At 49.5% G+C, this 26,106-nt stretch carries 27 protein-coding genes and 3 pseudogenes; 11 read left to right on the top strand and 19 right to left on the bottom strand.

The window, feature by feature from the left end:
- Window positions 1-81 precede the first annotated feature (81 nt).
- Entirely contained in the window at window positions 82-321 is a 240-nt protein-coding gene (locus AC4IE8_RS17940; RefSeq protein ID WP_083225961.1) for a YbjQ family protein, read from the top strand.
- Window positions 322-876: 555 nt separating this feature from the next.
- Window positions 877-1,155: pseudogene (locus AC4IE8_RS17935) on the top strand (GMP synthase (glutamine-hydrolyzing)); the annotation flags it as partial.
- 67 nt (window positions 1,156-1,222) lie between these two features.
- On the opposite strand, the gene AC4IE8_RS17930 reads toward AC4IE8_RS17935, so the two are convergent.
- Together AC4IE8_RS17930 and AC4IE8_RS17925 are read right to left on the bottom strand one after the other, a co-directional pair.
- The gene (locus AC4IE8_RS17930; RefSeq protein WP_068987770.1) at window positions 1,223-1,522 is read right to left on the bottom strand and encodes a type II toxin-antitoxin system RelE/ParE family toxin; all 300 of its coding nucleotides are present in this window, start codon (window positions 1,520-1,522) and stop codon (window positions 1,223-1,225) included.
- The gene (locus AC4IE8_RS17925; RefSeq protein ID WP_068987771.1) at window positions 1,522-1,770 is read right to left on the bottom strand and encodes a type II toxin-antitoxin system ParD family antitoxin; all 249 of its coding nucleotides are present in this window, start codon (window positions 1,768-1,770) and stop codon (window positions 1,522-1,524) included. The genes AC4IE8_RS17930 and AC4IE8_RS17925 overlap by 1 nt, the downstream gene beginning before the upstream one ends.
- Before the next feature lie 417 nt (window positions 1,771-2,187).
- Between AC4IE8_RS17925 and AC4IE8_RS17920 the strand changes: the two are divergent.
- Together AC4IE8_RS17920 and AC4IE8_RS17915 are read left to right on the top strand one after the other, a co-directional pair.
- Window positions 2,188-2,358: pseudogene (locus AC4IE8_RS17920) on the top strand (transposase zinc-binding domain-containing protein); the annotation flags it as partial.
- A gap of 490 nt (window positions 2,359-2,848) precedes the next feature.
- Window positions 2,849-3,829 carry an endonuclease/exonuclease/phosphatase family protein gene (locus tag AC4IE8_RS17915; protein WP_068987772.1) on the top strand — a complete coding sequence of 327 codons (981 nt, stop codon included), beginning with the start codon at window positions 2,849-2,851 and terminating at the stop codon, window positions 3,827-3,829.
- A 298-nt stretch (window positions 3,830-4,127) separates the two neighbouring features.
- Here AC4IE8_RS17915 and AC4IE8_RS17910 read toward each other — a convergent pair whose 3' ends face one another.
- The 5 genes and pseudogenes from AC4IE8_RS17910 to nhaD form a co-directional block, all read right to left on the bottom strand.
- Entirely contained in the window at window positions 4,128-5,072 is a 945-nt protein-coding gene (locus AC4IE8_RS17910; RefSeq protein WP_068987773.1) for an AEC family transporter, read from the bottom strand.
- 20 nt (window positions 5,073-5,092) lie between these two features.
- A complete protein-coding gene (locus AC4IE8_RS17905; protein ID WP_490791627.1) occupies window positions 5,093-5,434 on the bottom strand; it encodes a DUF1722 domain-containing protein in 342 nt (113 codons plus the stop codon).
- A 40-nt stretch (window positions 5,435-5,474) separates the two neighbouring features.
- Window positions 5,475-6,242, bottom strand: coding sequence for a hypothetical protein (locus AC4IE8_RS17900; protein WP_068987775.1), 768 nt, complete (start codon window positions 6,240-6,242; stop codon window positions 5,475-5,477).
- A gap of 15 nt (window positions 6,243-6,257) precedes the next feature.
- Complete coding sequence (locus AC4IE8_RS17895; protein ID WP_490791626.1) at window positions 6,258-7,805, bottom strand: metallophosphoesterase; 1,548 nt, start codon at window positions 7,803-7,805, stop codon at window positions 6,258-6,260.
- Window positions 7,806-7,961: 156 nt separating this feature from the next.
- A pseudogene (gene nhaD, locus AC4IE8_RS17890) lies at window positions 7,962-8,498 on the bottom strand (sodium:proton antiporter NhaD); the annotation flags it as partial.
- Between nhaD and AC4IE8_RS17885 the strand changes: the two are divergent.
- The 3 genes from AC4IE8_RS17885 to AC4IE8_RS17875 are packed head-to-tail and all read left to right on the top strand — an operon-like array spanning window position 8,469 to window position 9,113.
- Entirely contained in the window at window positions 8,469-8,741 is a 273-nt protein-coding gene (locus AC4IE8_RS17885; RefSeq protein WP_490791625.1) for a DUF1287 domain-containing protein, read from the top strand. The pseudogene nhaD and the gene AC4IE8_RS17885 overlap by 30 nt on opposite strands.
- 11 nt (window positions 8,742-8,752) lie before the next feature.
- Window positions 8,753-8,866 carry a DUF1287 domain-containing protein gene (locus AC4IE8_RS17880; protein WP_490791641.1) on the top strand — a complete coding sequence of 38 codons (114 nt, stop codon included), beginning with the start codon at window positions 8,753-8,755 and terminating at the stop codon, window positions 8,864-8,866.
- On the top strand, window positions 8,832-9,113 hold the full coding sequence (locus AC4IE8_RS17875) for a DUF1287 domain-containing protein (protein ID WP_490791624.1): 282 nt from the start codon (window positions 8,832-8,834) through the stop codon (window positions 9,111-9,113). The genes AC4IE8_RS17880 and AC4IE8_RS17875 overlap by 35 nt, the downstream gene beginning before the upstream one ends.
- A 19-nt stretch (window positions 9,114-9,132) precedes the next feature.
- Here the strand turns inward: AC4IE8_RS17875 and AC4IE8_RS17870 are convergent, their stop codons facing one another.
- The 3 genes from AC4IE8_RS17870 to AC4IE8_RS17860 all read right to left on the bottom strand — a co-directional run bounded on the left by AC4IE8_RS17870 (window position 9,133) and on the right by AC4IE8_RS17860 (window position 10,412).
- Window positions 9,133-9,588 carry a hypothetical protein gene (locus AC4IE8_RS17870; protein WP_068987777.1) on the bottom strand — a complete coding sequence of 152 codons (456 nt, stop codon included), beginning with the start codon at window positions 9,586-9,588 and terminating at the stop codon, window positions 9,133-9,135.
- Window positions 9,589-9,597: 9 nt separating this feature from the next.
- On the bottom strand, window positions 9,598-9,870 hold the full coding sequence (locus tag AC4IE8_RS17865; RefSeq protein WP_068987778.1) for a hypothetical protein: 273 nt from the start codon (window positions 9,868-9,870) through the stop codon (window positions 9,598-9,600).
- Window positions 9,871-10,262: 392 nt separating this feature from the next.
- Window positions 10,263-10,412 (bottom strand): hypothetical protein, encoded by a 150-nt coding sequence (locus tag AC4IE8_RS17860; protein WP_490791643.1) that lies wholly within the window; start codon window positions 10,410-10,412, stop codon window positions 10,263-10,265.
- Here AC4IE8_RS17860 and AC4IE8_RS17855 point away from each other — a divergent pair.
- Window positions 10,395-10,466, top strand: a complete 72-nt coding sequence (locus tag AC4IE8_RS17855; RefSeq protein ID WP_490791640.1) for a hypothetical protein — start codon at window positions 10,395-10,397, stop codon at window positions 10,464-10,466. The genes AC4IE8_RS17860 and AC4IE8_RS17855 overlap by 18 nt on opposite strands.
- Before the next feature lie 21 nt (window positions 10,467-10,487).
- Here the strand turns inward: AC4IE8_RS17855 and AC4IE8_RS17850 are convergent, their stop codons facing one another.
- The 6 genes from AC4IE8_RS17850 to AC4IE8_RS17825 form a co-directional block, all read right to left on the bottom strand.
- A complete protein-coding gene (locus AC4IE8_RS17850; protein WP_490791623.1) occupies window positions 10,488-11,942 on the bottom strand; it encodes a metallophosphoesterase in 1,455 nt (484 codons plus the stop codon).
- Entirely contained in the window at window positions 11,943-12,554 is a 612-nt protein-coding gene (locus tag AC4IE8_RS17845) for a hypothetical protein (RefSeq protein ID WP_068987780.1), read from the bottom strand.
- Window positions 12,555-12,636: 82 nt separating this feature from the next.
- The gene (locus tag AC4IE8_RS17840) at window positions 12,637-13,902 is read right to left on the bottom strand and encodes an inorganic phosphate transporter (RefSeq protein WP_068987781.1); all 1,266 of its coding nucleotides are present in this window, start codon (window positions 13,900-13,902) and stop codon (window positions 12,637-12,639) included.
- A 117-nt stretch (window positions 13,903-14,019) separates the two neighbouring features.
- Window positions 14,020-14,700, bottom strand: a complete 681-nt coding sequence (locus tag AC4IE8_RS17835; protein WP_068987782.1) for a TIGR00153 family protein — start codon at window positions 14,698-14,700, stop codon at window positions 14,020-14,022.
- Window positions 14,701-14,934: 234 nt separating this feature from the next.
- Entirely contained in the window at window positions 14,935-15,918 is a 984-nt protein-coding gene (ppk2, locus tag AC4IE8_RS17830; protein WP_490791622.1) for a polyphosphate kinase 2, read from the bottom strand.
- 1,443 nt (window positions 15,919-17,361) lie between these two features.
- Window positions 17,362-18,363, bottom strand: coding sequence for a transposase (locus AC4IE8_RS17825; protein WP_068987783.1), 1,002 nt, complete (start codon window positions 18,361-18,363; stop codon window positions 17,362-17,364).
- A gap of 514 nt (window positions 18,364-18,877) precedes the next feature.
- On the opposite strand from AC4IE8_RS17825, the gene AC4IE8_RS17820 reads away from it, so the two are divergent.
- Window positions 18,878-19,348: a hypothetical protein gene (locus AC4IE8_RS17820; RefSeq protein WP_068987784.1), complete on the top strand. Its 471-nt coding sequence runs from the start codon at window positions 18,878-18,880 to the stop codon at window positions 19,346-19,348.
- A gap of 283 nt (window positions 19,349-19,631) precedes the next feature.
- On the opposite strand, the gene AC4IE8_RS17815 is transcribed toward AC4IE8_RS17820, so the two are convergent.
- Both AC4IE8_RS17815 and AC4IE8_RS17810 read right to left on the bottom strand, forming a co-directional pair.
- Window positions 19,632-20,540 carry a DUF6279 family lipoprotein gene (locus AC4IE8_RS17815; protein ID WP_490791621.1) on the bottom strand — a complete coding sequence of 303 codons (909 nt, stop codon included), beginning with the start codon at window positions 20,538-20,540 and terminating at the stop codon, window positions 19,632-19,634.
- A gap of 20 nt (window positions 20,541-20,560) precedes the next feature.
- The gene (locus AC4IE8_RS17810) at window positions 20,561-21,211 is read right to left on the bottom strand and encodes a hypothetical protein (protein WP_068987786.1); all 651 of its coding nucleotides are present in this window, start codon (window positions 21,209-21,211) and stop codon (window positions 20,561-20,563) included.
- 222 nt (window positions 21,212-21,433) lie between these two features.
- Here AC4IE8_RS17810 and AC4IE8_RS17805 point away from each other — a divergent pair, with 222 nt between their 5' ends.
- The gene (locus AC4IE8_RS17805; RefSeq protein ID WP_490791620.1) at window positions 21,434-21,592 is read left to right on the top strand and encodes a CZB domain-containing protein; all 159 of its coding nucleotides are present in this window, start codon (window positions 21,434-21,436) and stop codon (window positions 21,590-21,592) included.
- Between the two features lie 170 nt (window positions 21,593-21,762).
- Here the strand turns inward: AC4IE8_RS17805 and AC4IE8_RS17800 are convergent, their stop codons facing one another.
- Window positions 21,763-25,074 carry an EAL domain-containing protein gene (locus AC4IE8_RS17800; protein WP_490791619.1) on the bottom strand — a complete coding sequence of 1,104 codons (3,312 nt, stop codon included), beginning with the start codon at window positions 25,072-25,074 and terminating at the stop codon, window positions 21,763-21,765.
- Window positions 25,075-25,357: 283 nt separating this feature from the next.
- Between AC4IE8_RS17800 and AC4IE8_RS17795 the strand changes: the two genes are divergently transcribed.
- Entirely contained in the window at window positions 25,358-25,735 is a 378-nt protein-coding gene (locus tag AC4IE8_RS17795; RefSeq protein ID WP_490791618.1) for a PAS domain S-box protein, read from the top strand.
- Window positions 25,736-26,106: the final 371 nt, after the last annotated feature.

Genomic DNA, 26,106 nt, shown 5'->3' with positions numbered 1-26,106 from the left:
CTTTGATTTTTTACGAAGGATACCAGTCACACTATTGAGTTACATTGAGCACCATGCTCTATCGACAATAAAGGAATGGTTATGATTGTTACAAATATTGAGATTCTTCCCGACAAGCGAATTGTGGAACACCTGGGGCTAGTTCAGGGTAGCTCAGTTCGCGCCAAACATGTCGGGCGGGATATTATGGCGGGTCTTAAAAACATTTTTGGTGGTGAACTGAAAGGCTATACGGAGCTGCTTCAGGAGTCCCGCACCGAAGCCGTGGACCGTATGATTGAACAGGCGGAGGCAGTCGGAGCCAACGCTATACATGGGTGATAGCGGTTATTCTCCTTATACTTAGCCAGCAAAACTCAAATATCCCTACTATAGTTGTTGTATTCAGGGTATTGCCGACGTATTAATGACATGCATGAAATTAGAGATGCGGCTTCCATCGACATTTTTTAGGGGTATGTATGGGGGTAAGCGTCTATGACTTTTCTTTTAAATACTATATATATCAAATAGTTAATGCATAAGTTCGACGCCGGCCCCGGGCACCACTCGTAACAAGCATCGTGATTAAGCGTGAATCCGTTGCCTCGATTGCCGCCTGACCTCCAGACCAGGCGGTGCTCTAAACAGATCCTCATGCCTGATCGTATCAGCTACAGCAAGCTATATTTCACAAGTTAAAACTGGGCACAGCGGAAACTCACAACCACAGATGTTTGTGAAATTATAGCGATGCTAGCGCGTGATGGTCGGATGCTTCTTCCCCAGGTCTTGAGCAATAATTCATAGCCGTATCTTTTCCGGTAGCGTGTCACTGGCCAAGATGTTAAAACTCCGTTCTTAACATGAATATTTACAATAGATGGACTATCAAACGAGCTGCACAAACACAATCTCTACGATGAGGTGAGCCAGGCGTTTACTGTGTTCTTACCGGTCAAATCAGTGGGTGTTGTGGGCGATGCACGGCGCTATGAATATGTGGTCACGCTGAGAGCGGTGAAGACAGTCGATTTCATGACCGCCAAGTTTGCTCATCTGCCGTTTGATTTTCTGGAAGAGGTCTCGCGCAGGATCATCAATGAAGTGTCGGGTATCTCCCGCGTGGCATACGATATCTCCAGTAAGCCGCCGGCGACCATTGAGTGGGAGTGACCGGAACTGGCAGGCAATATCTGGCACTGGTTGGCATCAGCAGGCATTCCACCTTCTCCCTTCTTGTTCAATCAGGGAGAAAATATGTGATGATATCCATCTCCTTATGCGGGATGCCGATAATATCTATGCCTTCCTCTCCAATCATGTAGAAGACAACATGTTCGCCTTGGGGGAAACTGTAATAGCCTTGACCCACATCCGTGCGGTGTTTGCCCAATTGCGGATTTTCCGCCAACCAGCCAATGCGTTTCTCGAGTGCTTTCAGGTAGGTATTACGTTGGTGTTTACTCCATTGCTGTTCAGTATATCGACCGATATTTTTCAAGTCCTCCAGTGCTCTCGGGGTGACTCTGTATCCAGACATCAGGCTTCGTTATCCAGATCATTGATCAGCGCATCCATGGTGAAGTTATCAGCGAATTCGCCGGATGTGGCCTGTTTAGCACCCTGTGCCAAATGACTTCGTAAAGCATCGAGTTTGCTTTTACGCTCTTCCATCGCGCGGAGAGCGTCACGCACGACTTCACTGGCGGAACCGTAGCGCCCGCTGGCAATTTCATTCTTGATATAAACTTCCCAGTGCTCACCCAGGCTAAGACTTGTGGTTGCCATATTGGCCTCCAAGTATTCATAATTAATAAATATGAATATAAGTCAGGGTAAAATGAAAGGCAACTGGTTAATAATCCTTGTGATTTTATGAGCACATACAGCAATTTCTGAGCATGGTATTTTCATGGTGTTACCATTTGCCAAGAAGATAAGCCATTGTATATAAAAGATAAAAGGCTTGTTTACAAGCGAGTGGGAGTGACAGGCACTGACTGGCAACAGCAGGCATCAAGCATTTATCTATACGGAAAGAGAACAATATGTGAACATCGTGCACTCCATGGAATGGAGAACGATATGCCTCAAGTTGCGATCACGGACCGGTCGCGACAAAGCCCTACCTTTAAACGGCACCGGCCGGAACATACACTCCTATACCAGATCATTGAACGATAATACCCGGAGTTTAGGGACGTTATGGCTATGAAGGGCAAGTCCTTGCCCTTGCATCTGCAGCAGGAGTTCGCCGATTACCTGAAATGTGGCTGCCTCGAACACGGATTCATAAGGGGGCAATGCACGCCTCGTCACCACGAACAACTTGTCGCCATCAGTTGCAAACGACGTGGGTTTTGCCCAAGTTGTGGTGAAATTAGAGTGCACACAACACAGTGTTCGCTACGATGGTGCTTATATATCGATTGCCTACCTCATGTGGCGGCAAGGATGGCCGGCCGGGACGTGGATGCGGGTGGTTACCAGCGTCACCAGCCCGAGCAAACCCTTCTCTATCAGATCGTTGACGAGTATTTTTCCGCATTCGCTGCGCTTATGGCAGCGCAGGGCAGGTAATTGCCGGGTACCTGAGTAACGGGTTGATTCGACCCGCCAGACGGGTGATTTGTGCGGTTTCGCGGCGGTTTACCGGGATGGAGGACGGTTCAGTGCCGGTGGGATTGGCCCTCGGCTATACCAGTGGCAGGGCGAAAAGGGTGTTAATATTTCCTATACTCCTTTAACCCATTCCCGATCAATGAAACATGCGATGTTTCATGAAACTTTATGAATTTATAAGCTTCAGTAACGATGATTTGCTTTTTTCTATAGATAACTGTCTTAATTTTTTGATGGAGGAGGTATGCGTTTATTTTTTGCTCTTTTCACACTGATCATCAGTGCATCCGTTTCTGCTGATCAACTAAGAATCGCGACCTGGAATATTGAAAACCTGGGGACTTACGGCAGGGGATCTGATGGCGGTCATGGTGAAGCTGATCTTCCCCTCCGCACCAAGGAGCAGCTGAACGATATTGCCGATTTTATCCGTGATGACCTTGGTTCTGATGTAATTGCCTTGCAGGAAATCGGTATTAGCCATGCCTATGGCCCTGTTTCTCGGAATACGCAACTTGATGCCATCGTTAAAAAGCTTGGATCAAGCTGGAAGTATTACTTGCCCCCAGTTCCATACAATCATACGCCTGATTCCATGTATGTGGGTTACCTGTGGAACACAGAGAAAGTAAAGGCAATTGCAATCGCTCCCATGAGGGTTCCCCAGGTATCACTTGCCGGTGCAGCGCTTTTTTCCCGTACTCCAGTCATCGGTTATTTCGAAGCGAAAGACAAAGACGAAGAAAGTGAACTGAATGACTTTGCCCTGGTAAACGTCAACCTGGCACCAGGCCAGCACAATGATGAAAATCACCTCATAGCCATGACATTGATTGAATATCGTCTGGATGATGCGCTCACAGCCATGAATATTAATGAGAAGGACCGGATTATTTTGGGTGACTTTAATGACAACCCTCAAAAAGTATCCGAAACAGGCACTCTGAAATACTCTCCAGCCATGTATTACCACATGGCCTTTAAAGGTTATATGGATTACGTGCCAGCAGACTTTAAAAGCACGCGTATGGACACCGACCTGAACAGCATTGTCGATCACGTGCTTGTCAGTCAAGCAGCTCAAAGGCATCTATTTGGCAATCGGGCATTTCTCTGGCTGCCAGAGAATGCTCCAGATTCGTTTGCTGAATGGCGCGAAACTTACAGCAATCATTTCCCGGTTTCGGTTGTTATGAATATCACCGAAGATGATGATGAAGATTAAACCACCACTCCAGTTCGTTAACCCTTTATAAAGGGTCTCACAAAACCGATAGTTTCTTTTCTGACTAAATCAAAAAGGGCTTTGGATTTACCCAAAGCCCTTTTTGATAATCTATCTATTTCTGAAGATGCAGCAAAAAATATTCACTAGCAATACCATCAGGCACCAGCCCCTGTTTCTGCTGATATGGATTAAAGTCAGAGCCCTTTAATTTTGATCGAACAGGATCTCATTGCCAATGGCGATCAGGCCGAAGCTGTCCGGAGAGGATGGCCTCATAGCGGGGCAACAGTTGTAGTTACAGGACGTGGGTCAGAACGCCCCAGCTCAACATGAGATAGACGATCAGCGGTATCACCGCGAAGGCGAGCAGGGTTTGCAAGGTAATGATCGAGGCCATGGTCTCGGTATCGCCCCCCAGCTGTCGGGCCAGGATGTAGGCGGACGGGGCGGTTGGTGTCATGAAGGCGATCACCAGCGCGCCGGCGGCGGCCCCGGTGAGGCCGGTAAGCAGGACCAAACCTGCTGCGGCCAGGGGTTTGACCAGAAACTGCACCAGGGAAGAAGCCAGGGTCGGTCCCAGGTGACCGTGCAATGCCCTGGGCCGCAGGGCGGCGCCCACCGCCAGCAGACCGAAGGGGAGGGCGGCCCGACCGATGATCTCCAGGATCTCCTCACTGGGGCCAGGCAGACCGATGCCGCTCAGGCTCAATGCCCAGCCGATGAGACAGGCGATGATCAGGGGGTTGCCGAGGATATCCCGTGCCAGGCCACCCTTGGGTCGCTGGTGCCTCTCCCCCCAAATCGACAGGGCCATGATGCAGAGGAAGTTGATCAGCAGGATCATGAAACCGGCTGCCACCACACCCAGGGCGAGCCCGGTGGCCCCGAACAGGGATTGGGCCAGCGCCAGGGCGATATAGGTATTGAAGCGCACGCCCCCTTGAAAGATTGAGGTAAAGGTGGGGCCCGAGACCTTTGGCAGTAGGCGATAGCCGATCACAAGCAGAAGCGCGCTCAACAGCAGCACTCCCACCACCACGCCAAGTATGGCCAGCCAGGGCAGGCCGTCGGTCTGCTGGCGACTCAGGGTATGGATCAAGAGGGCGGGAAAGAGCAGGAAGTAGGTGAGCCGCTCCATCCCCATCCAGGCCTCATCCGGGATAAAGCGTACCTGCTTGAGCGCCAGTCCTAAAAGGATCAGCGTCAGGATGGGCAGTAGGGCGGTGACGATGGATTGCATGGGTGGTGTGACTCTGCAGCTCAGATGTGGTTACGTAGACCCAGTTTGTCCGGGTGGGGTTGCAGGTAGACCTGCTTCGCCATGTAGGGATCGGGGTGGCGCCGAAAGTAGTGATGCTGCAGGCTGACCGGAACCACCAACGGCGTCTCGTCTCGATACTGTCTGTCGTTCAGCTTCGGGTTGTCGTTACTGTCGATTTCACGCTTCAGGTATCCATTGATGTGATGAAGGACATTCACGTGCCGTTTACGCTTGACGCCACGTTTGAGCGCCAGTATGAGTTCATTGATAACACTTTCAGATATAGCATTGATTTCTTTGCTTGATATATTACAAATAATGACTGTCCCGGTTCTCCACACCTATTTATAAACGCATGGAGCTACCCCTGGGCAGCTGCGGTCAAAAAAAGGTCTTCAATCTAAGTTCAAATACCGCTCCCGAGGCCAGGAAATGAATATCCACATCCAGTCGCAGTTCAATCTTGAGCTTCTTGAATGCCATCCCCTGACCACCCGTATAGGCGATATCATGCCTGATTTCGCCTTCTTCCTTCTCGACAAAGCGCCGTATCACCCAGTCAACGAATCTGGAGGCGATATCGTCGCCATATTCCTCACCCATGTGTGACTTCTTGGGTTTTGTGATTTTCGCCCCAAAGCCGTTATCCACCACAGCCAGAATCATCCGCTTGTTGGCCTGGTCCATCAACAGGATGATTTTTACTCCAGGAAAACGACTGATGAACTTTTTCTGTAAAAACGCTGCATGTGAAAAACTATCTATTGCATTCTGAATAGCGTCCTTCACCACACCCTTTATAATTTCTGCATCACCGGCCGTTACACCAAGAGGCATGATCAGTTCATCATAGACTTGCGGAAATATCACCTGATCAGAGAGTGAATCACTTTGCTCAGACTTGCTCAATGTGTGCCATTCAGAAAACTTGGGGTCATTGAACAACAAAGAGAACTGGCCCACGATGGATATATCTTTTTTTCGGATACCGCATTCCTGCAGGTACATCTTGAAGACATGATTGAGTTCGGCCAGGGTAAGATCCTTTTTTTCCCTGTTGTCTTCTAGCAGAAAGTCCTCGGACTGACAGATAACCGGACCATCTTTGAGCGACCTGCCTTTTGCAAAATATGAGATATTTTCTTTCACTTTACGGCTAACGTTCTAGGGCCTGTTAACACGAATCCAATCGGCCCTGCTGGGGCTATTTTTTCGTCCAGCAAGGCAGAATGAGCGCTGTGTAGTTATTCTACATGAGCGAATGATAACGCCGCTGGGCGGAAAAATAGCCCCAGCCCTCCGGGTTGCGGAACGATACCGCAGCGGTATCATCTCACCGTTGGCGCTCGTATAAACACCGATCCATGGAATATTTCCACTGAACACCACATCGTGATGCTCAATACCGCCTACATTCGACCAAAGGGTGTCATGTCGTGTGAGGGGGGTATGACCAACGAACAACTCCGCCTTACCACTCAGTTTCAAAGTACGTCGAAAGCGTTTCACGTCGCCTTTGGTGTAACCGGCCGGTCGATTCGGCCGGCTAAGCCGATTGCAGGTAACCTCCCGGATCAAACCCGGATACTTGTGTATATTGATCAACATATCCATATCGACTTTCCCTCTCGGGGGTGCGGCATGACATGCCACATAGCTCTTAGACAAAACAACGAAAGGCAACAACTCGTAAAAGCGGTCCATGGCCTTTTTATAAGCATCCCCTCGTGCCTCACGCAATGCCCTGGCCCACAGTAGTCCCTGTGGAATCCCCTCTTTGCCGATCTCTTCTGCAAAGCTGTCATGGTTTCCACGCACGTAGAATACCTGCTGCGGAAACCAAAGTTTCAGACGTAGAATCAGGTCCATTATGAGAAGAGAGGATTCCATCTCTTCCATGTGTCCATCCATTTCGGAGTGGACGGCATCGCCCAGAATCACCATAGTGGCCTTGCCTTGTGACATCGCTTCGAGAAACTGATTTTGGGTAAGCAGGGTGAGTAGATTGTCTACCTGGGCGTGCAGATCGCCAACAATAATGGGCACCATTTTCTTTGGCAGACTTACCACACCGCCCGGTCTCCCCCGGGTATCCCTGGGCCGCAGCGGTTCTCTCTCGAGCAGGTCATTGACCTTGTTGAGGTCCTTTAATGCCTGTTCTGACGGCAGCGGCTGGATAGGGCCGCCGTAAATTCTGTAGATCTCTCTTAGATTCGCTATACGCCTTGCAGTGATATTCAGTTCGTCTTCGTCGATCGGCGTCAGGATGGTACCTGGATCTCCGGTCAGATCCTTGAATATTAGTACATCACCTTCGTGTGCAATGGAAAAGAGCCTTTGCGCCCCAGAAGCGGGAAGATCCAACATCGCCTGTTGGTGTTCATCTTCGAGCCCCACAATCAGATGATCGCCTGCAGAAACCCGCACAAAGCCACTGATCCGGGTTTGAAACTTTTTCGGGTTCAATAATAGAAATGCGGACCCGTCACCACCGTGTGCGTCGCCCACAAACTGCTCCCGGACGAGACTCAGGGTCCTTCCTCCGTAGTCCAGTGTGATTCCGGAGATACATTTTTCCAGCGGAATCTTCGCGCTTTCCTTGCTTAGATGGAACGCTTCTGTCAGGGCAATTTCCGGGCATTGTTCGGGATTGCCGAAAACCGATTTGAGTCGGCTAAAAAAACCTTTGTCAGCAGTAACCTTTTGTTTCATTTTCAAAGCCAATGTGGTCGCTAGGATACTCCAAACTGAAAGTGATTTTACCACATCCAGCATTGAGACAGTCCTTGAGGACCGGATATTCATGCATTATCGAGATAATTGTCCGTAGTTTGGGTCCCTGCGAGCCCCCAACTGACATGAATTTGTCAGGGAGATGATGCGTTTTGCTCCACGCTGCATCAGGACCTGTTCTCCGGATGCATCAGGTTTAACAGCAGGAACAGCGAAATGCATGATGACGGCAGGGACCAGGAAAATAACAACTGCCGGGATGAACAGAGCGAAAAAAGTCCAAAACTCAACGATTCCTTTTTGCCAGACCATCATTGTTGTTATATCACCAAAAGGTGAGAAAGCGCCTCAAGCATTGGCTCCGACTACAATATTGATGCATGAGAGAGTGACAAAACGGCTGTTATCACCACCTACGGCCAGCACCACGGCACACATTATTAGTGCAGTGTTAAGATTGTCTGCGATTGGGAATATGAAAAATGCCAGGGTACCGGTAATCCAGAACAGGGAGCGAAAACCGAAGCCGCTCCGTACCAATCAGACACGCAGTGCCTCGAATACTCGCCGTTCATTCATTGCATTAATGTAGGTCATCGAAACCAACAGGAAGAGTATCAGTTCCGAGTATTCCAACAGGTTATGCCGTACCGCGTGTTCAACGGCCGTGGGCAAATCATGCTGAGATTCACCCTATCACTGATACTGTTGGCGACGTCTACAACCTGTATATCTACAACATTTGAGAAGGATCTGATAGCTGCCGCGTTACAGCGTACACAACACACTGTTCGCTACGATGGTGCTTATATATCGATTGCCTATCCTGGTGGTGATGTTCCAGATCATATAGGTGTAAGTACGGATGCGATTATCCGTACTTACAGAGCATTGGGTACGGACCTGCAACAGTGAATCATGAGGATATGGTTGCGAACTTCAAAGCCTATCCATCGCAGAGATTATGGGGTCTTACAAGACCTGATTCCAATATCGATCATCGACGTGTTCCCAATCTACAGGGATTTTTTCGAACGTAACGCCATACAGCTATCCGTCAGTCACGATGGTGGTGACTATAAATCCGGTGATATCGTAACTTGGCTGTTACCTGGTAATCTCCCACATTTAGGCATAGTCACTGATAAACTCAGTACCCAGACAGGCCTTCCTCTTATCGTTCACAATATTGGTTCGGAACCCGTGGTTGAAGATATGTTATTTCACCATCAGATTACCGCGCATTATCACTATCTGCCGCAAAGCAGAACAGCTGATATTGACTGATTCGCTGGATAGTCAAATGCTAGTAAGTTGAGAATAACTTATTGAGTCTGGTTCCAATACGCTCCAGTTCCCGTATTGAATAGTCGTAATTGACCTTATCCTGTAGAAATCTGGACTGGCCATTGTTGATACTGGAGCGATACTCATCCTCATCATCCTTGAGCTGGCTGCACATTGATTCGAGTGCACTGATTACCTGACTCAATATGTGCGTATACTCAATCAAAGAGTTGTGAAGGTCAGCCGAGTTCTTTAGTGGAAGATCCGTTTTCCTGATACTACTGATATGCGCGCCCAACTCTTCCTGGAGACCCTTTAATCTACGCTCATAATCGCTATACATTGAGCGTGATTCCCCTTTCAGGGCATAGAGAACCATACGATAGGATGTAATACCAAATAGTGCGCCGTGTATTTCTGCATAACGGCGGTGAATGTCTGAGACATCACAGCCCAGGTTGATAAGGTTTGACATATGTAAGCGTTAATCCTTGGTATTGTCTATCTGTTTTCCTTCAGGTTCCTGGCTGATATGGATTTGATAACGTGATTTCAGCCAGACACCTAATACCATCATTCCGATTGCAATGGATGTCAGAATGAAATCCAGTTCCTTATTAATGAGGTACATGACAACAGCAATTATTCCTGTCACCCAAAAAGCAACCACGACAATGACCCACCGAGTCTTGAGGCTATCTCTCTGTTTTGACCAAGCCAGCCACTCTACATCCGGTTTTGTCTTATGTTCTCCCATGAAATTCCAACCCCTATCGAATATCCTCAGTAAATCAAAAGTCAGGTGTAACACTTACAGCGCGATATTACACCCAACCCATCCAATCGGTGAAGAATAGAAGCCATTTCACACTATGTCCATTGATATTCAATGACCTTCCTGGCTCGGCCGACACTGTTCTCACTTGTTGGCAGAGAATCACGTGATTGATCAAGCATCTAATGGGAATTCAGTCACTATTAACCTGATTCTGAAGCTCTAAGAATAATAGAGTGCCGGTAAAATCCAACTATAAGTAAGCCACATAATCAGAATGAGCGGCAAACCAACCCGCATAAAATCCCAAAATTTATAGTTTCCTGCACGCATGACCAACAGATTTGTCTGATAAGCCATGGCTGTTGCATAACTCATATTGGCACCACCCGGAACGGACACTTCTTTACCAGATCATCGAGCGACTCTACCCGGTATAGGTGTCGAATACCCTCGCTGGTTTGATCGTCTATCGTTTTCGGTACATTCCAATCGAAGGTGATGCCATGACCGGGGAGGGTCATCGCCTCACGGTTATGGAGACGGCTACCCGCTCAGTTATCGAGGTAAGGGTGTAGCTCCTCTAAACAACTGATAGATTAGTCTTTGAGTGAGTTGATCAGAGGGGTCAGTGGCTCCACCATGTACAGCAGCGGCCGTAGTCTGCCGGCTACCATGGTCAGCGTGCTGATCCAATCATCGTGGCTTCCGTATACGATATAATGATTCTCGATGTCGCCAACTCTCTCCCACAGGCTTTGATCCAGGGATAGCGGGGTATGACCGACCACCACGGGGGTGTCCGGGGAAACGTCCAGGCATTTACGTAACCGCTTGATATCCCCCTTTGCGTAGCCGCCTGGTCGATGTGGTGCACGTAAGCGATTGCTGGTGAGTTCCGTGTGTAGCTTGTTGTTGCCTATGCCGTTCACCAGGTCATCGATGTCAATCTCGGAGACTGGGGGCGCGGCGTGGCAGGCGATGAAGTGTTTTGAATAGGCAACCAGGGGCAGTTGTCCATAGAAATTTTCCATCTCTTTGAAATATTCCTTGCCCCGAGTCTTGATAATCGCCTTTTTCCATAGCAGCCCTTGCGGGATTCCTGCCTTGCCGATCTCGTTGGAAAAACTGTCGTGGTTTCCGCAGATGTAGAAGACCTGATCCGGGAAGCGGAGTTTGATCTTGAAGATCAGATCCATAATCAGCAGAGAACTCTCCATCTCCTCGTAATGCCCCTTGTCTTCTCGGTGTACCGCATCGCCGAGAATGATCAGGCTGGCACTGCCGTCTTCAAGGGATTCAAGGAAGCTGTTCTGGGTGAGCAGGCTCAGAAGGTTGTCAGGCTTGGCATGCAGGTCGCCCACCAATATGGGGTTGAGCTTTTTAGGTAAGGCGAGCACGCCGCCGAGTCTGCCCTTCTTGTCTTTTGCTCGATAGGCTTCCTTTGTATTTCGCTCATTTACGGACTTGATGAGTGCCAGTGCCTCTTTTTGAGGCAGCAACTCTATCGGCCCACCGAAAATCGCCCGGATGCGCTTCAGCTTATCGTAGCGCCACTTATTGATGCGGTTGATTTTTTTGCCACTGGTCAGCGGTGATATGCAGGAGCCTACCTTTCCGGAGTGATTCTTGAAAACAAGTTGCCCATCCCGGTTGGTGATGCTAAGTAATCGTTCAGATGGCGGGTCTATGCCCAATTGGGCGAGATGGTCCGCTTCCTTCGGTCCGATAGTGATTTTATCCCCCCCTTCCAGTCGAAGGAAACCACTGATGCCGTCGTAAAACTGTTCCGGATCGAAAAGGATGTAGCTGGCCGGATCATCGTCGTGATGGTTTGCGTTGAGTGGATTTTCCGGATAGAGGTGCAGAGCTCTGCCGTCAGGCCTGAGACTAAGCTGAATCGGATATTGCTTGATAGAGACGCGAACTTTCTTTTTTTCCGGCAGGCGATAAGACTCTTTCAGATCCACGTCCTGACATGCTTCGAGATCCTCAAGGCTCTCCCGTATCTGCTTCAGAAAACTCTTCTTCGGTTTACTGGTCTGCATCGCCATTTAGTCGTTCTCCAGGCCGACGATCCGCAATGGAGGCTGATCTGTGCCTTCACGTACGTAAACATTGAGCCCTGATTGTTGTAAGTGGTGTGCGATTGTGCTGTAGGTGATTATCTGCCTTCTCACCAGTTCTTCAGTGACGCCCTTGTCCACCGGGTGCGTACCGCGTTTGCCCCTCTCCATTCGTTGTCGGTAGAGCGTATCCACGGGAGGAAGTATGAATTCAAACACATAGCGTTTGTGCCAGTTGACGGACCAGAAGTGGCGTTTGACGGGGGGTATGCGGATGCGATCCAAATCCAGTCTTAGCGGTGGATCCGCCTCTGTCCACTCCGCTTCGAAGATGGCAAGAGATTGTTTGAAGCCCTCGAACGGGAGCCCGAGATGTATCTCCCGGGGGCGGAGAGATAGACATTGGGCTGTCCACCACTTGTTTACCGCCAGGTCCACATAGCCCTCTTCGGACCAGCCGCTAATCTTTCTTACCAGAGTGCTCTTGCCTGCCCCCGGTGGTCCGGATATCAGCAATTGGCGAAAGGTGACATCGGAGGGGAAAGGAACCTCCTTGATCAGCTTGAGTTCCGTTATTGGCTCGGTCTTTAAGAAGAACATTCCGATATCTTATCCCTGGAGTTGTGCCGGACAAATCCTGTTGAATGGATACCCCCCGTGATAGCGGGGGGTATCATCCCGGTTAGCTGAAGATAGCCTTGAAGAGGAAGAAGAAGGCTGCAGCAAGAAAGGCGCCTGCCGGCAGGGTGATGAGCCAGGAGACCACGATGTTCCCCACGACCCGAAGGTCCAGAGCGCCGACGCCGCGAGCCAAACCAACACCCATGACACACCCAACGGCAATCTGGGTGGTGGATACGGGCAGGCCGGTCTTGGAGGCAACGACCACGGTGATGGCTGCGGCCAGGGTGGCTGCGTAGCCTCGGGTGGGGGTCAGCTCTGTGATCTTGGTGCCGATGGTTTGCATCACCTTATAGCCCATGGTGGCCAGACCGACCACGATGCCGGCACCACCAAGGAACAGAATCCACAGGGGCAGCGTTGCCTTCTGTGCCACCTCACCACCACTCTGCACGATGGAGACGACGGCAGCCAGCGGGCCAATACCGTTGGCCACGTCATTGGAGCCGTGGGCAAAGGCCATGGCACAGGCGGTGAATATCATCAGCGGGGTAAATACTTTCTCCACGCTGGCATAGTGGTAGTCCTTGTCTGCTTCGTCATCCACCTTGACCTTGTTGACCAGCATCTTGCCAATGGCTGCCACAATCAGGCCAACTACGGTTGCGGCGATGAGGCTCTCGATTACGCTCAACTCCAGTTTGAGGTGCTTTAATCCTTTGAACATCGTGACCAGTGAGACGATCCAGCCCACAAGGAATACGTATACAGGAGCCCATCTCTGTGCTGCCCGGAATGGATTCTCTGTGTTCAGAATGAGCTTGCGAATACTGATCATCAGCAGCAGGGCGAAGAAGCCGCCGACCAGCGGGGATACGATCCAGCTGGCGACGATTCCACCGATCTTGACCCAGTTGACCGCATCAATGCCGATGCCGACAGCGGCGAAGCCCACGATGGCACCCACTATGGTGTGGGTGGTCGAAACGGGCCAGCCTCGGGAGGAGGCGATCATCAGCCAGATGGCGGCCGCTAGCAGTGCTGCCAGCATCCCGTAGACCAATAGCTCGGGTGACCCCACGATAGAGCTGGGATCAATGATGCCCTTGCGGATGGTCTTGGTGACTGCACCGCCGGCAATGAAGGCACCGGCGAACTCAAAAACCGCTGCGATGACGATGGCCTGTTTGACGGTGATGGCGCCTGAACCCACCGAGGTGCCCATGGCATTGGCCACGTCATTGGCGCCAATACCCCAAGTCATGTAAAAGCCAAAAATGATGGCCATGATCAGAAAGATGAAACCCCATTCGGAGATAATGTCCATTGCGGACTCCTTATTCATGCGAGAGCTGCCAAAGCGCATAAAATGCACTGGAACTCGAAATATCAAGTTATGCGGAATGTGCCTGGAATTCGGCGAACCGCGTGAGATGATTGCTCTTTAACGGGCGATCAGCAGGCTCATTCGGTTGCCAACCTGCTCTGCAGAGTCAGCTAGGTTGCCGATCCACTGAATCATCTGGTACCAGAACATGACCGATACTGGACTTATCTCATCCTCTTTATCGAACAGCATTCGGGTGAGCGCAATGCCCATCTGATCGGTTTCATTTTCGGCTTCGCCAAGCTTGGCAACCATCTCTTCTACCCGGGTTGCCTCTTTTCCGCGGAAGCCGGTCTCGATCAGCTCGTCAAGTTCTTCGACAATGGTGGCGGCCTGGTAACAGGTCTCCACGCAGCGCTGCACCATGGCGGCCAGAGGCTCTTCCATTCCTGCGGGGACAGCCATGTCCCGCTGCATCATGAGTCCGGCAATGTCCTGAGAGGTATTGGCAATGCTGTCCTGCCGGTTCAGTAGTTCCAGCAAGTCGCGCCGATCCACCGGCATGAACAGGCTCTTTGGCAGGTGCGCCCGAAGGTTGTTTTTCAGGTCGTCGGCTTCCTGCTCCTTGGCAAAGATCTTGTCTTTCTGGCTCAGCAGTTTCTCCTGGTCCTTGGCGATCAGGGCGTCAAATAGAGCTGGAACCTCAGCGACACACTCTTTCGTTATTCGCATGTGCTCCTGCATAGGCTTGAAAGGGGAGTGCCCGAGTAGCGATGCGATGGGGTTGGTTGATCGCATAAAACCTCCGAAGTATTGGTAAGTGGTGTAACCAGTGGTTAACCCATGTGGACAAAAAATCCAGTTCCCGGTGGTGACTGCTGGGGTATAACCACCAAAGTAAGCTCAGGAAGTCACTCAAAGCACACTTAGACCTTAGCTTCTTCCTGCAAAAAAACCAGTTGTAAGCTCCCCCGTTACGGCAGTTTGTTGCGTTGGGTACAGCTTTGATTGTGCGTATCTTTAATCGATAGTTCAGATCTCCAAGCGGCCGTTTCTCAGCAGTTGCGCCTGCATGATTTCCTGCTCCCGGGCACCAGATATCACCACCGATGGGTCGGTTGTCAGGTCCAGATTGGTGTCTACGCGCTCGTAGGGCACCGCGTTGAGGATGGCCTTGATGGCATTGAGCCTGGCCAGGTGCTTTTTGTCCGAGCGGATGATCGTCCAGGGGGCATGATGCGTATGGGTCCGGCGCAACATTCGATATTTCATTTTGGTGAATTCGTCGCGTTTTTCCTGGATCTGTATGTCGGCCTCGTCCAGCTTCCACTGGCGTAATGGATCGATCCTGCGTCGATCGAAACGCTTCTGCTGCTCCTTGCGACTGATGCTGAAGTAGAGCTTCACCAGGATAGTATCCTGTCGTACCAGGTCGTTTTCGAATCCGCTCACGCCCTTGATGAAGTCTCGGTACTCCTTGGCAGTGCAGAAACCAAGCACCGGTTCCACCATGGCTCTGCTATACCAACTCGTGTCGAACAGCACGACCTCTCCGGCACGGGGAAGTTGACTGATATAGCGTTGAAAATACCATTGGCTGCGTTCTTCATCACTCGGCTTACCGAGAGCGACGGTGCGATAGTGTTTTTCGTTCATGTAGCGGGTGATTCGCCGGATGGCGCCGCCCTTGCCTGCGGCACTGCGGCCTTCGAAAAGGATAACCACGCGCTTGTTGTGATCTTCCAGGCACTTCTGCATCTTGATTAGCTCGGCCTGGTAGGGTTTTAGTTCCCGTTCGTTTCGATAACGCCGGATAGCGGGTTGATCATCATTTTCCGATCTGCTGATCTCTTCCTTCAGCGCTTGTATTTCGGCGACCAGCGTCTTCGGTGAGGCTATCTCTACCGTTTCGTTTTTCTCAACATCAGGGGTATCGCCACTGGGAGGAGCGAGTAAGGGGGTGGTGGGTATACTCCCCTCTAGATGAAACAGATTGGACTGTAGGTCGTTGGTCATTACTCGTTGGTCGTCCTTTTTTCCCTGCATAGTAGGGGTGGGACGTTTTTCTCCAGTTTTATTATATGTATATGCGAGATTACTAATATTCATCTACGCATGAAGCCCTTGGTTGGGGCTCTCCGGGTCTTGGCTCGCCGATCGGTGGACTCTGCCACGCTTTGATTGAACCCGGATTCCGTCTGCCCACCATCCTGGTATGTTGCAGTTTTGTTACTGATTTGTTACAGCATACGCCTGTGGAACATATGTTTCACGGGCGGATTTGTGGTTTATTGCTCTTTAGATGATTTGGGTCAAATACCTGATCTATTACCTGGTTGCGCTCTGGGTAATTACCAGGCTTCCCCCATTCGGTGCCAACCGGAAAAGGACGGGTGTCAATCGCGGTCCGACTTCTTAGTATTCACCGTTTCCGTAGCATTTTTCCCGATTTTTTTATGACAACCTGGGCAGAGATCCGCAAGGCCTCCCTGGCCTTCTGATTTTATTCGGGCAACAGTTCACCAGACAGCCTGTCCTTGATGTTGTTAACCCGCCAACTTCTGTAAGCCCCAAGCCATGGGCAACGCCGAGAGCTGCATTCACAAGTTCTCGATCCGCAACGGATCTAAGTTGATATCGTTAGTGTAGCGGTGAAGCCAAGGTGATCGACCGCATCAAGGGCCAGCGGATTGAATGGATTCGGGTCAGTTAGACGTGTGTTTCAGATATATTCAGGTAGCGGTTTTCAGTCTAGTTCGATAGCGGGGCGGTGATTCTCCTGGTACCTTATGCAAATGTGGCAACACAAATGTGTGCTATACACCTGTTACCGGCCAGTCTAGGCTCAATGAAACCTCTTTATCACCCTTAATGAATCGGACATGCGGCATGTATGAATGTGACATTCCCCGGGAACTCGATCAATTGACCGTAGATGGGTTGCACCGGTTGGCAGGGGGCATCAGGGGGGTGGGGGATTCGTAATAACGCCACCGTACGGCCGATGACGGGCCGTCTGCCTGCGCAACGAGGTTGCACTTAAAAGGAGAGCCATACATAGCTATACCTGAACCAGGCTATATTCAACGTAGCTCCATCGACATGAGACAAAATCCTGCACCTCGATTCTCGTGGGTTGAAAATAGCAATACATTCGAGATATCCCCCATGTCCATTGAGCGATATTTCGGCCCATGTGCTATCTCGCTCAGTGGAAAGGAGAAGTGATTGTGACCAGGTCGCGCAAGCAAGTGCAGATTGTATCGATCATCATATTGCTCATTGTGGCTCTGATCAAACAAAATCCGACAAAATCAATGCAAAATTGCAATCAAGGACACCCCAACTTTGCACCAACTTTGCATCGACAAAATCAATACAAATCAAGGACACCCCAACTTTGCATTAGCTCTTATCTACTGTATATAGAAACCGTAGAAATATTCCGCCCTACAAATCCTATGCGAGACAATAATTGTTTTTCGCTGCATTTTGCCCCTGGAACCAGTGCTTTTTGAGCGCAATAGCATAACTCTTGATATGTTCAAATGAACCCACCGCAGTGAAATAGTCTTTGTTATAGTTATTGATGCTTTTCAACCAGACGTCAGGTTTTAAATTCAACCGTTCAAGAATTGGTGCTAAATCTTCTGGAATCGAACCTCTCTTATCATTTCGTATCGCTCTACCTGTCCAGTCCAGCAGCCGAAAGTAGTCCTCTTCAGCAAAATCGATTCCATTGAGTGGTTCATTTCCTTTTGTTTTTGCAAATGGATACAGCTTCGTACGAGGCTGGCTTACGTTATCTGATCGCTGTTTCTCAATATAGACCTTGATACGCTCTTGTATGGACGTAAAGTCTGATTCTTCTGGTGTTTCAGCCATTGACGCCCGAATTGGATTGAGATCTACATAACTCATACAAGTCAGAACTGCACCCTCATCAAGTAAGGCCTGACTCTTGAAGCGGCCTTCGAAAAACCTGCCTTTACACTTATCTTCTTCATTTGCTTTGTGCGCTAAGTGTTCATTCAAGCAACGCATGAACCAACTGATATCATATAAGCGAAGTCGCCACTCTTCGATCAATTCAGACAGAGCAACTCGCTCAGCTGTAGTCATTGCATCACCTGATAGATAACGATCAGCCAATAAGTGACCCTTATAGAGTTGTGTCCAATTTAGAATGACCTCTCGCTCTGACCAGGATTTGGCCTTTTTACTATCTACATGTACTACAACATGATAATGATTCGATAGAATCGCATAGGCACAGATATCAATTGCAAATAGTTCAGATAGTTCCCGCAATCGATCCAACACCCATTGTCGACGATGCTCAAAGTTCTGACCGGTATAGGGATCTTCACCACATAACCATGCTCGACGAACACAGCGGGAGATGCAGTGGTAGTAAGGCGTGGATTCCAGGCTCACAAGCGCTTTACGTGCTCTTGTCATATCAACCTCCTTGTTGATTTGTTTCTTTCGATAAACCCTATATCACTTACTGTGATTTTTCAATATTTGTTGGGGTGTCCTTTATTTATTTTTTTATTTTTTAGGGTGTCCTTTATTTTTCTCCTTTATTTTTCATTTATTTTTTCACTTTATTTTTCCGCTAGCACGGACCTCTCCTGATTCGGGTCGATTTTGGGCGCTCTCAACAGGATTCCGGCTATTGATACACTGATACAACATTAGGATGCATTGCTTGGTGGCCTTTTGCCTGAACTAAACCGGAAGTCTAAGTAGGCAGTGGAAGCGGGTGGTTCAGGCGGAAATCCAGGGAGGTGAATAGATTGATGTCAGATAGGCGGATATTTCAAGTATACCCAGGCTCCAGTTTCAGCCTTGATATTCATGGGTGATAGGGGTTATTCTCCTTATACATATAGGCGCACTGACTAAGGTTGATCTGGGGCTGCCCAGTTTCTATATTTTATTTGAATAATCATGAGCAAAGGAGTTTCTCATGCCTAATACAACACCGCTTGAAAATAGATTGAAGTTTGTTATTGAACCGCAGTATATCTATGCGATAACTGCAAATGTCAGAGAGTCAGGGAGTGACGATGGTGTTTCTGAACTCTACGGTACGGTCTGCGTTAACAAAACCGCCGATTCACAATCCGATGAGTTTATCTCCTATCCCGTTTGTCTATTCACCATACACTGCTTAGGTCAAACCTTTACAGGAATGGAGGGAGTACTAAAATTTCAGCAGCATACTCCGGGTGAATATCACAATGAAGGTTACGAGTTCAGAAGCAGTGACGGCAGTTTCAGCTTTGGTAATAGTGATATCCTGACCACCAATGATATGACCTTTCCAGATCCGCCGGATTTTATCGACTATGCCAGCGGAGGTCACGGCACCTTGAACGGAACTAGCATTAATATCAACAATGTCAAATTGATCCGTATACAATGCAATCTTTGCTGAATTAGGGTTAATCAAACGCACTTGCGGACAGAGAGTCAACGACTTCGCCCGCAGTGCCGGTCAGCGGTTCCGATGAAAGAAACAATGCTGTAGCAGCTTACTAACTGCCACGGTCGGCGCCAGTTTGAGTGCCATCTCCCGATAGCGGTCGGCGCGCACTCAGCTCCGCAGCGCCTATGCAGATCCGCCATCACACAGGCCCAAATACAGGAGTTGGCCAACCAAACCGGAGGTTCGTGCTGCTCAAGAGATTCAGCGCCCGGCTGATAGCACAGTTATCTATTCAAGACGCTACCGGTTCAGCACTGCATGCCAGGCCGTCAAAATCGCCTGCCACGGCTTTGACCTGCCGTTTCAGGTGGTGCTTTTGCGCATCGCTGAGTTGTTGGACAATGGTATAGAGCATGTCGATCGTCACGTCGAGATTATGATCCAGGCGCTGTTGGTAAACCGGGGTGCGCAGTGTGCCCGGGTTGGTCAGCAGTTCAGCGAATTCGCGCTGGAAAGCCTCGGGATCATTGCGGGCGTTCATGATCTCCTGCAGGCGTGACTGCCAGCGCCGCCGCACTTCCAATCCCTGCAGGCCCAGTGGCTGGAACCGCCTGCTCCAGACGACCAGTAGCTGTTCCTGCCGTTCGTCCAGTTCGCCGAACCAGCGCTGCAACTCCTTGCTCATGCGTTCCCGGTAGTCATCGCGCAACTCCTCGTCACTGGTGGCTTCGAACTCCTCCAGCCACTCGCTATTGCGTTCCTCAAAGCCTTTGAAGAGTTCCCTGATCTGGGTTTCATCCGCGGTGAGCAGGATAACACCCAGTGCCGGGCTGCCCTGCTGCAGGATGCCCGTCCAGGCCTGTTGGACACGATCGTTGAAGGTTATCAGTTCGCTTCGGATCAGATCGTCGCTTCGGAAGCGTCTATCGACTTCGCGCAACAGATGCGCATAGTTGGTGACCTGGGTGCTGCAATGCCAGTGGAGGAAATTCTCGACGCCCGCTTCCAGCAGGCTGTCCTGGTTATCGGACAGGGGCATGTAAGAGCTGAGGTAATGCGGCAACAGCCAGTCGAGGTTGTTGTAAGCCAGCTGGATACGACTGCAGGCCGACAGTAGCAGCGCCAGCAGGAGTGCTTGTAAAATTCGCAACAGCTGGCCCGGTCTGCTGCTGTTGCCGATACGCAACGGATTGTACTGCATATCACCTGCTCCGAGCGGGGTTATTGCGAGGTCTTAAGCGATATGCGATAACCGGCTGCTGTGAGTATCCAGCCGGCCACCAGCGCCGCCATGATCGCTTTCATCTGCCCGATGGCAAAGCCACGGCTGCCCGTGGCCAGCATTTTTTCCGGATCCAGGGCAAAGGACGGCATGCCGCCAACGCCGCACAGGTTCCAGGCGACAATGGCGAAGCAGAGATAGCCGGCGCCCTGCAGGTCCGCGCCTAGTCGCGCCTCGGGTGGCAGGCTGGCCCGATGCCTGCCCCAAAACCAGAGGGTTGCCAGCACCAGCACCAGAATAATATAGCCGCCGGTGCCGAAAAAATAGGGGCTGGGTGCCCGCCCGGCGATTCCCGGCACCAGTATGGCCGACAGGGCGACAAGCAGTGCGGTGAGCGCAAACAGCAGGCGTTTTCCGACTGCGGGTTCACTCGCCATGAACATGCCGGTGGCACAGACCGCCATGCCTAGCGGAAAACCGAAGGCGAAAGACATAAAGGCCAGCCAGCCTGTCGCGCTGTGTTTGGCCAGGAAGGCCCGGTCTCCCAGGCTGACAAGTTCGTCCTGGATGAAGTTTCCCGCGAGCACGCTGGTCAACACTACGACCAGCCCGATCGCGAAGACCCACTGTCCCTGACGTTGAATGTGCATGGCTGTATCCCCAAACTGCAAATTTCCTGCAAGTATAACCGAATCTTGTAAAAAACTGACTTGCCGGTGCCTGGTGCAGTTGCAGGATGGCAGGGTGATCCAGGGCTATAGCCTGTGCACGCAGACAGAGAATGAGCTCTTCCCATGATTAGCAGAGCGTGGTCGCTGAAGATATGGTTGCAGAATTGTTGATTTTACCGATGTGTCTCACTGGATGAAAAAGTGGCGTTTTCACACCATGCATGCAGATTCGGCAAATGGTATGACACAGTGGTTGTTTCTGAACTGGAGCATTTGCCTGATTTCTTGAAGATTGAAGCGCCACAAAAGGAACTGCACGATACGATCAAACCTATCAGTTCAATTGATATACCAGGGTGATGTAGAAGGCCCTGACAAAGACATTTGGATAAATTGCCCCGCTGCCCCGGTAAATTGTGGTGTTGATCGGTTAACTTGGAAAGCAGTTTCCAGAAAAAACACTCGACCTTGGCGGGCTGGTTTTTCGGGGTAAATGCAATACAAACATTTATACCGCTGACCAGCCATTTTTATGGCTTTAATTCATTCCAAAGACGTGTGCTCTGGTTGGTGGACCAGTTTGTACTCTTATTCAGGAAACGCTCTTCGAATTCCTTAGCAGCCACAGGCTGGCTGAAATAAAACCCCTGGAATGTTTGGCAGCCAAAATCGATCAATTGCTCAAGGACATCCTTGTTTTCAACACCTTCAGCCACGGTTTCCATGCCGAGTTGGGTGGCTAGCTTGATGATGGTCTCAACCACCGCAGTATCATTGGGATCATCAAGCATGTCATGAATAAATGAGCGATCGATCTTGATTTCACTGATGGGCAGACGCTTCAGGTAGGCCAGGGATGAATAACCAGTGCCAAAATCGTCAATGGAAAAACGTACACCGGACGTTTTCAGCTCTTTCATCTTTAATGCCGTTGCATTGATATCATGCAATAACATGCTTTCAGTAACCTCAAGTGTCAGGACAGACGGGTCAGTGCCTGTTTGGCTGATGATATCCAGGATATTTTGCACAAAATCATTCTGGTTGAATTGAACGGCACTGATATTGACCGAGATGCGTTGAACTTCTTTCTCGGCATAGGTTTTTTTCCATTCCAACTGCTTGAGCAAAGACTGGCGCAGGACAAAGTTGTTGATAGGCTGGATTAAACCGCTTTCCTCGGCCAGGGGTATAAAATCTCCCGGCTGTATGATTTTGTCGTCTGCATTTTTCCAACGTACCAAAGATTCCACGCCGACTAATTGCATGGAGCTGTCAAACTGAGGTTGGAAATAAACCTTGAACTGGTCTTCTTTAATAGCATGATGCAGTTCATCAAGCAGGTACATGCGTGCCTCAATATTTTTCTGCATGCTTAGCGAGAAGAATCTGAATGTATTTCGTCCGGCTTCCTTGGCTTGGTACATGGCGGTATCAGCCTGGCGTAAGATGTCATCGGCTGTTTCATCCGACGTAGGAAAGACACTTATACCGATACTGGTGGTTGTACGAATCTCATGTCCGTCAATTAGATAGGGCTGAGCGATATTCTCATTAACTTTATCCGCAACCTGTTTGATATCGGCTATTGCTTTTTCCAGCGTGTTGCCTGATTCGGATAGTAATACCACAAATTCATCGCCTCCAAGCCGTGCTACAGTGTCTTCATCACGGACATATTTAAGCATTCGCTGAGCAACTTCCTGCAGCAGTGAATCTCCAACAGAATGACCAAGCGAGTCATTGACCTGTTTGAAATTATCCAGGTCGACGAAAAGTATTGCACCTAGGTGATTGTGACGTTTGCAACGAGAGATGGTCTGTTGTAGGCGAGTCAGCAGTGTACGCCGGTTCGGCAGGTTGGTCAGGTGATCATAAGACGCCTGGAATTTGATCAGTCTTTCCGCCTCACGCTGACGAGTCACATCTTCTATCATCAGGATATAACCTTGCAGTTCCTGATTATCCTCCCTGATTGGCGATATCCTGGCGTCCAGGTTTCGTGTTTCACCCTTGATTGGCAGGTTCAGTTGAAAACGATATTCTCCCTTTTCCTGTGCTATCTGCATGGCTGCTTTAAAACGTTGTTTGCTTTCAGGGCCGTGTCCTGTATGAAATATGTGGATGCTATGATCTTTCAGCTGGTTGGGCTCCATTCCGAAAATACGGGCGGCTGATTCGTTGAAATAATTGATCATTAGGCTGGTGTCTGTGGCAATTAAACCAATATTGACCGAAGCGCTGAGTACGCTGTTGAGGTAAGTGGTTTTTTCACGCAACCCATTTTCTGCATTACGCCATTCAGTAATGTCGCGCCATATACAAAACAGGGCAGAGTCATCCTCAAAGGGAATGCGCGTCAGTGATACCTCGATCAATAGCGGGGTGCCATCTTTCTTTAAATGTTGCCATTCAAATCTGTGGTAGCCGGTTTTATAAGCCTGTTCCATCATGTTATTGGCTTTGTCGACTGATGGCTGGCCGTCAGGCTGCTTTTCGGGCGACAAAACGGACGGGTGTATTTGCTGCAGTGCCAGTGAGCTTTCGTAGCCTAGAAGACGTGCGGCAGAATCATTGGCGATGACAAAGGTGTTTTTACGAATAACCAGCATGGGTTCTTCGGGGCGTTCGAACAACAAGCGGTATTTTTCCTCACTTTGGCTTAACTGCTCTTTTTTCAATCTGAGCAATTCTGATTGCTGTTGCAATTTTTTGTTTTTCTTTGAGGTAAGCCAGGTATACAGGATAAGGCTGGCAATCAGTGACAGGAACAGAATAACAATGGTCGATATAATGACTTGTTTGTAACGTCCATAAAAACCGGTTCGTGGATTTAGTATGGTTACATTGTTAGCGATGGTTGCGGGTAATTTAAGATTAAGTGCCTGCAGAGTGGGGTCGGAAAAAATATATTCGTTTGGACTTTTTGTAATTGGCGGCAGTTCTGTGATCTCTACCCCGTTTATAAAAGCTTTTACCAGGGAAGCTGCTGCCATTCCCTGAGCCTTTCCGCTGGTGACATAACCTCCGAGTACGCCATCAAACAGGTAGGCATCTTCCATGCTGATGACAATCTCTGATCCGGAGGTAACGATCTTTTTTATCGTGTCGTTGAGTTTCAGGGTTGATCCCCTGCTATCCCGCATGGCACCGAGCGTGGTTAGTAACACCAGTGGTTTTTCTACCGAGCTGAGAGGTTTGGTGATGTTATCGATGTTGTTGTCGGCTAAAAAAATCGTTTTCGGGAATTGTGCTGTTGACAGTTTTTTTCGCAGTTCACGCTCGATCGCCTGGTAGGTGTTGGAGTTGTCCCCAACGATGAAAATCTGATCAGGCTGGCCGAACAGCTGTTGCACCAGTTCCAGGTTGGGACCGATTTCCTTTTTTTCGAATACGCCTGTCTGTAATGCAGGGTCGAGTCTTTCCTGTATCGAATAGTCGTTGACCCCGGAAAAGACCAAGGGCGTTTCCGGAAATAAATTCACCAGGTGTGTCAAACCGAAATCCAGGCTGTTGTCATCGGTGACATAAATGATATCCGGCCTGAAGTCTTGGTATTTAATCTGAAGATACTGCTCGAACCAGTCGGCATAGCTGTTGTTGTAGTCGGTGCGTTTGCTATCCAGATATTCAGTTTTGACGATGGTTTGTGCTGGCTGCTCTTGTTGCAGTCCATCGATAAAACCTTCATGCTGGCCTTTGGTCCAGGGGTATTCCTGGCTATACGAATGTATGATAAGTATTCGGCTGGCATCCGCTGCTATCGCCAGGATCGGGCAAAAAAATAGAAGAGTGGTCGCTAAAATAGAAGCTGGCATGAAATTTTTTGGGGAAAATAGCATTTTTGTTTCTGAATAAACAATAATGTTTTCAATCGTTCCGGTATTTCCGGTTACTGCTGGACTCAGCCTGGGGGTTTTGAAAAGACTGAAAAGCTTTTAAATAATGTGGTTATTAAATAATAGCAGACCTCCTGACACTGTTTGAATCTTCAATTTATTAACAGACGTTCTCCTGAGTGAAATCAATATTGTTTAGTCTTCTTCAATCGATACAGTTTATTTCAGTATTTGCTAATGTACTATACCTGGCCTACGTCTTTCTTGCAGCCCCCAAAGGACAGGCGTGTTACCCAATTCGCCGGGGCGAACCAACGAGGATTTTTCAACCTTAAAACCTAAAACCAACCTCCCGGTCACCGATAGAGACGTCACTTACGGGCAGGATGAGCGAACCATATCGACCACCGACCTCAAGGGCATCATCATTTCTGTCAACGACGTGTTTGCGCGCATCAGCGGCTTCAACCGCGAAGACCTTATCGGCTCCAGTCACAACATCATATGCCACCTCGCTACATTACGAAAAATCGCCACGCAATTTGCCGACAACGATCTCATGGAATTTGACTACTCCGGCAGGGGACAGGAAACATCCACAGTGGAGCATTTCTTGCTGATGCAGCAGTCAAAGCTCAACTCCGTGGTGGGGCAGCTTCAATAGGTTGCCCATTCTCTGATGCAGGCGGTCACCTCCTCGACCAGTTGACCGAGAATTTCCGCAGTTTCGATAGCGTGTTGCGATTCATTGATAAGCTCTCTGAGCAGACCAATCAGCTGGTATTCAACGCCCCCATGGAGGCCACGAGAGCCGGGAAGCTGTTCGGTGGCGGTTTGTTGGGGAAGACGGAAGTTGTGAATCCGGTGTTTGGTTCTGGGGTGGATAAGCGGTGGATTAAAACAAGTGGTGTACTTGCAATATCCGCTTTTCGCACTATTCCTAATGATTTGGTGCGTTCGTTGAGTATTTCAAAGTGTCCCCGATAAGCCCTACTGCAAGCGTTGGAAGTACAAAACAGGATTTATATTTTCAAC

It is taken from the genome of Candidatus Thiodiazotropha sp. AKAK2, assembly GCF_058244685.1.
This window is presented reverse-complemented; position numbering and strand designations above follow the sequence as displayed.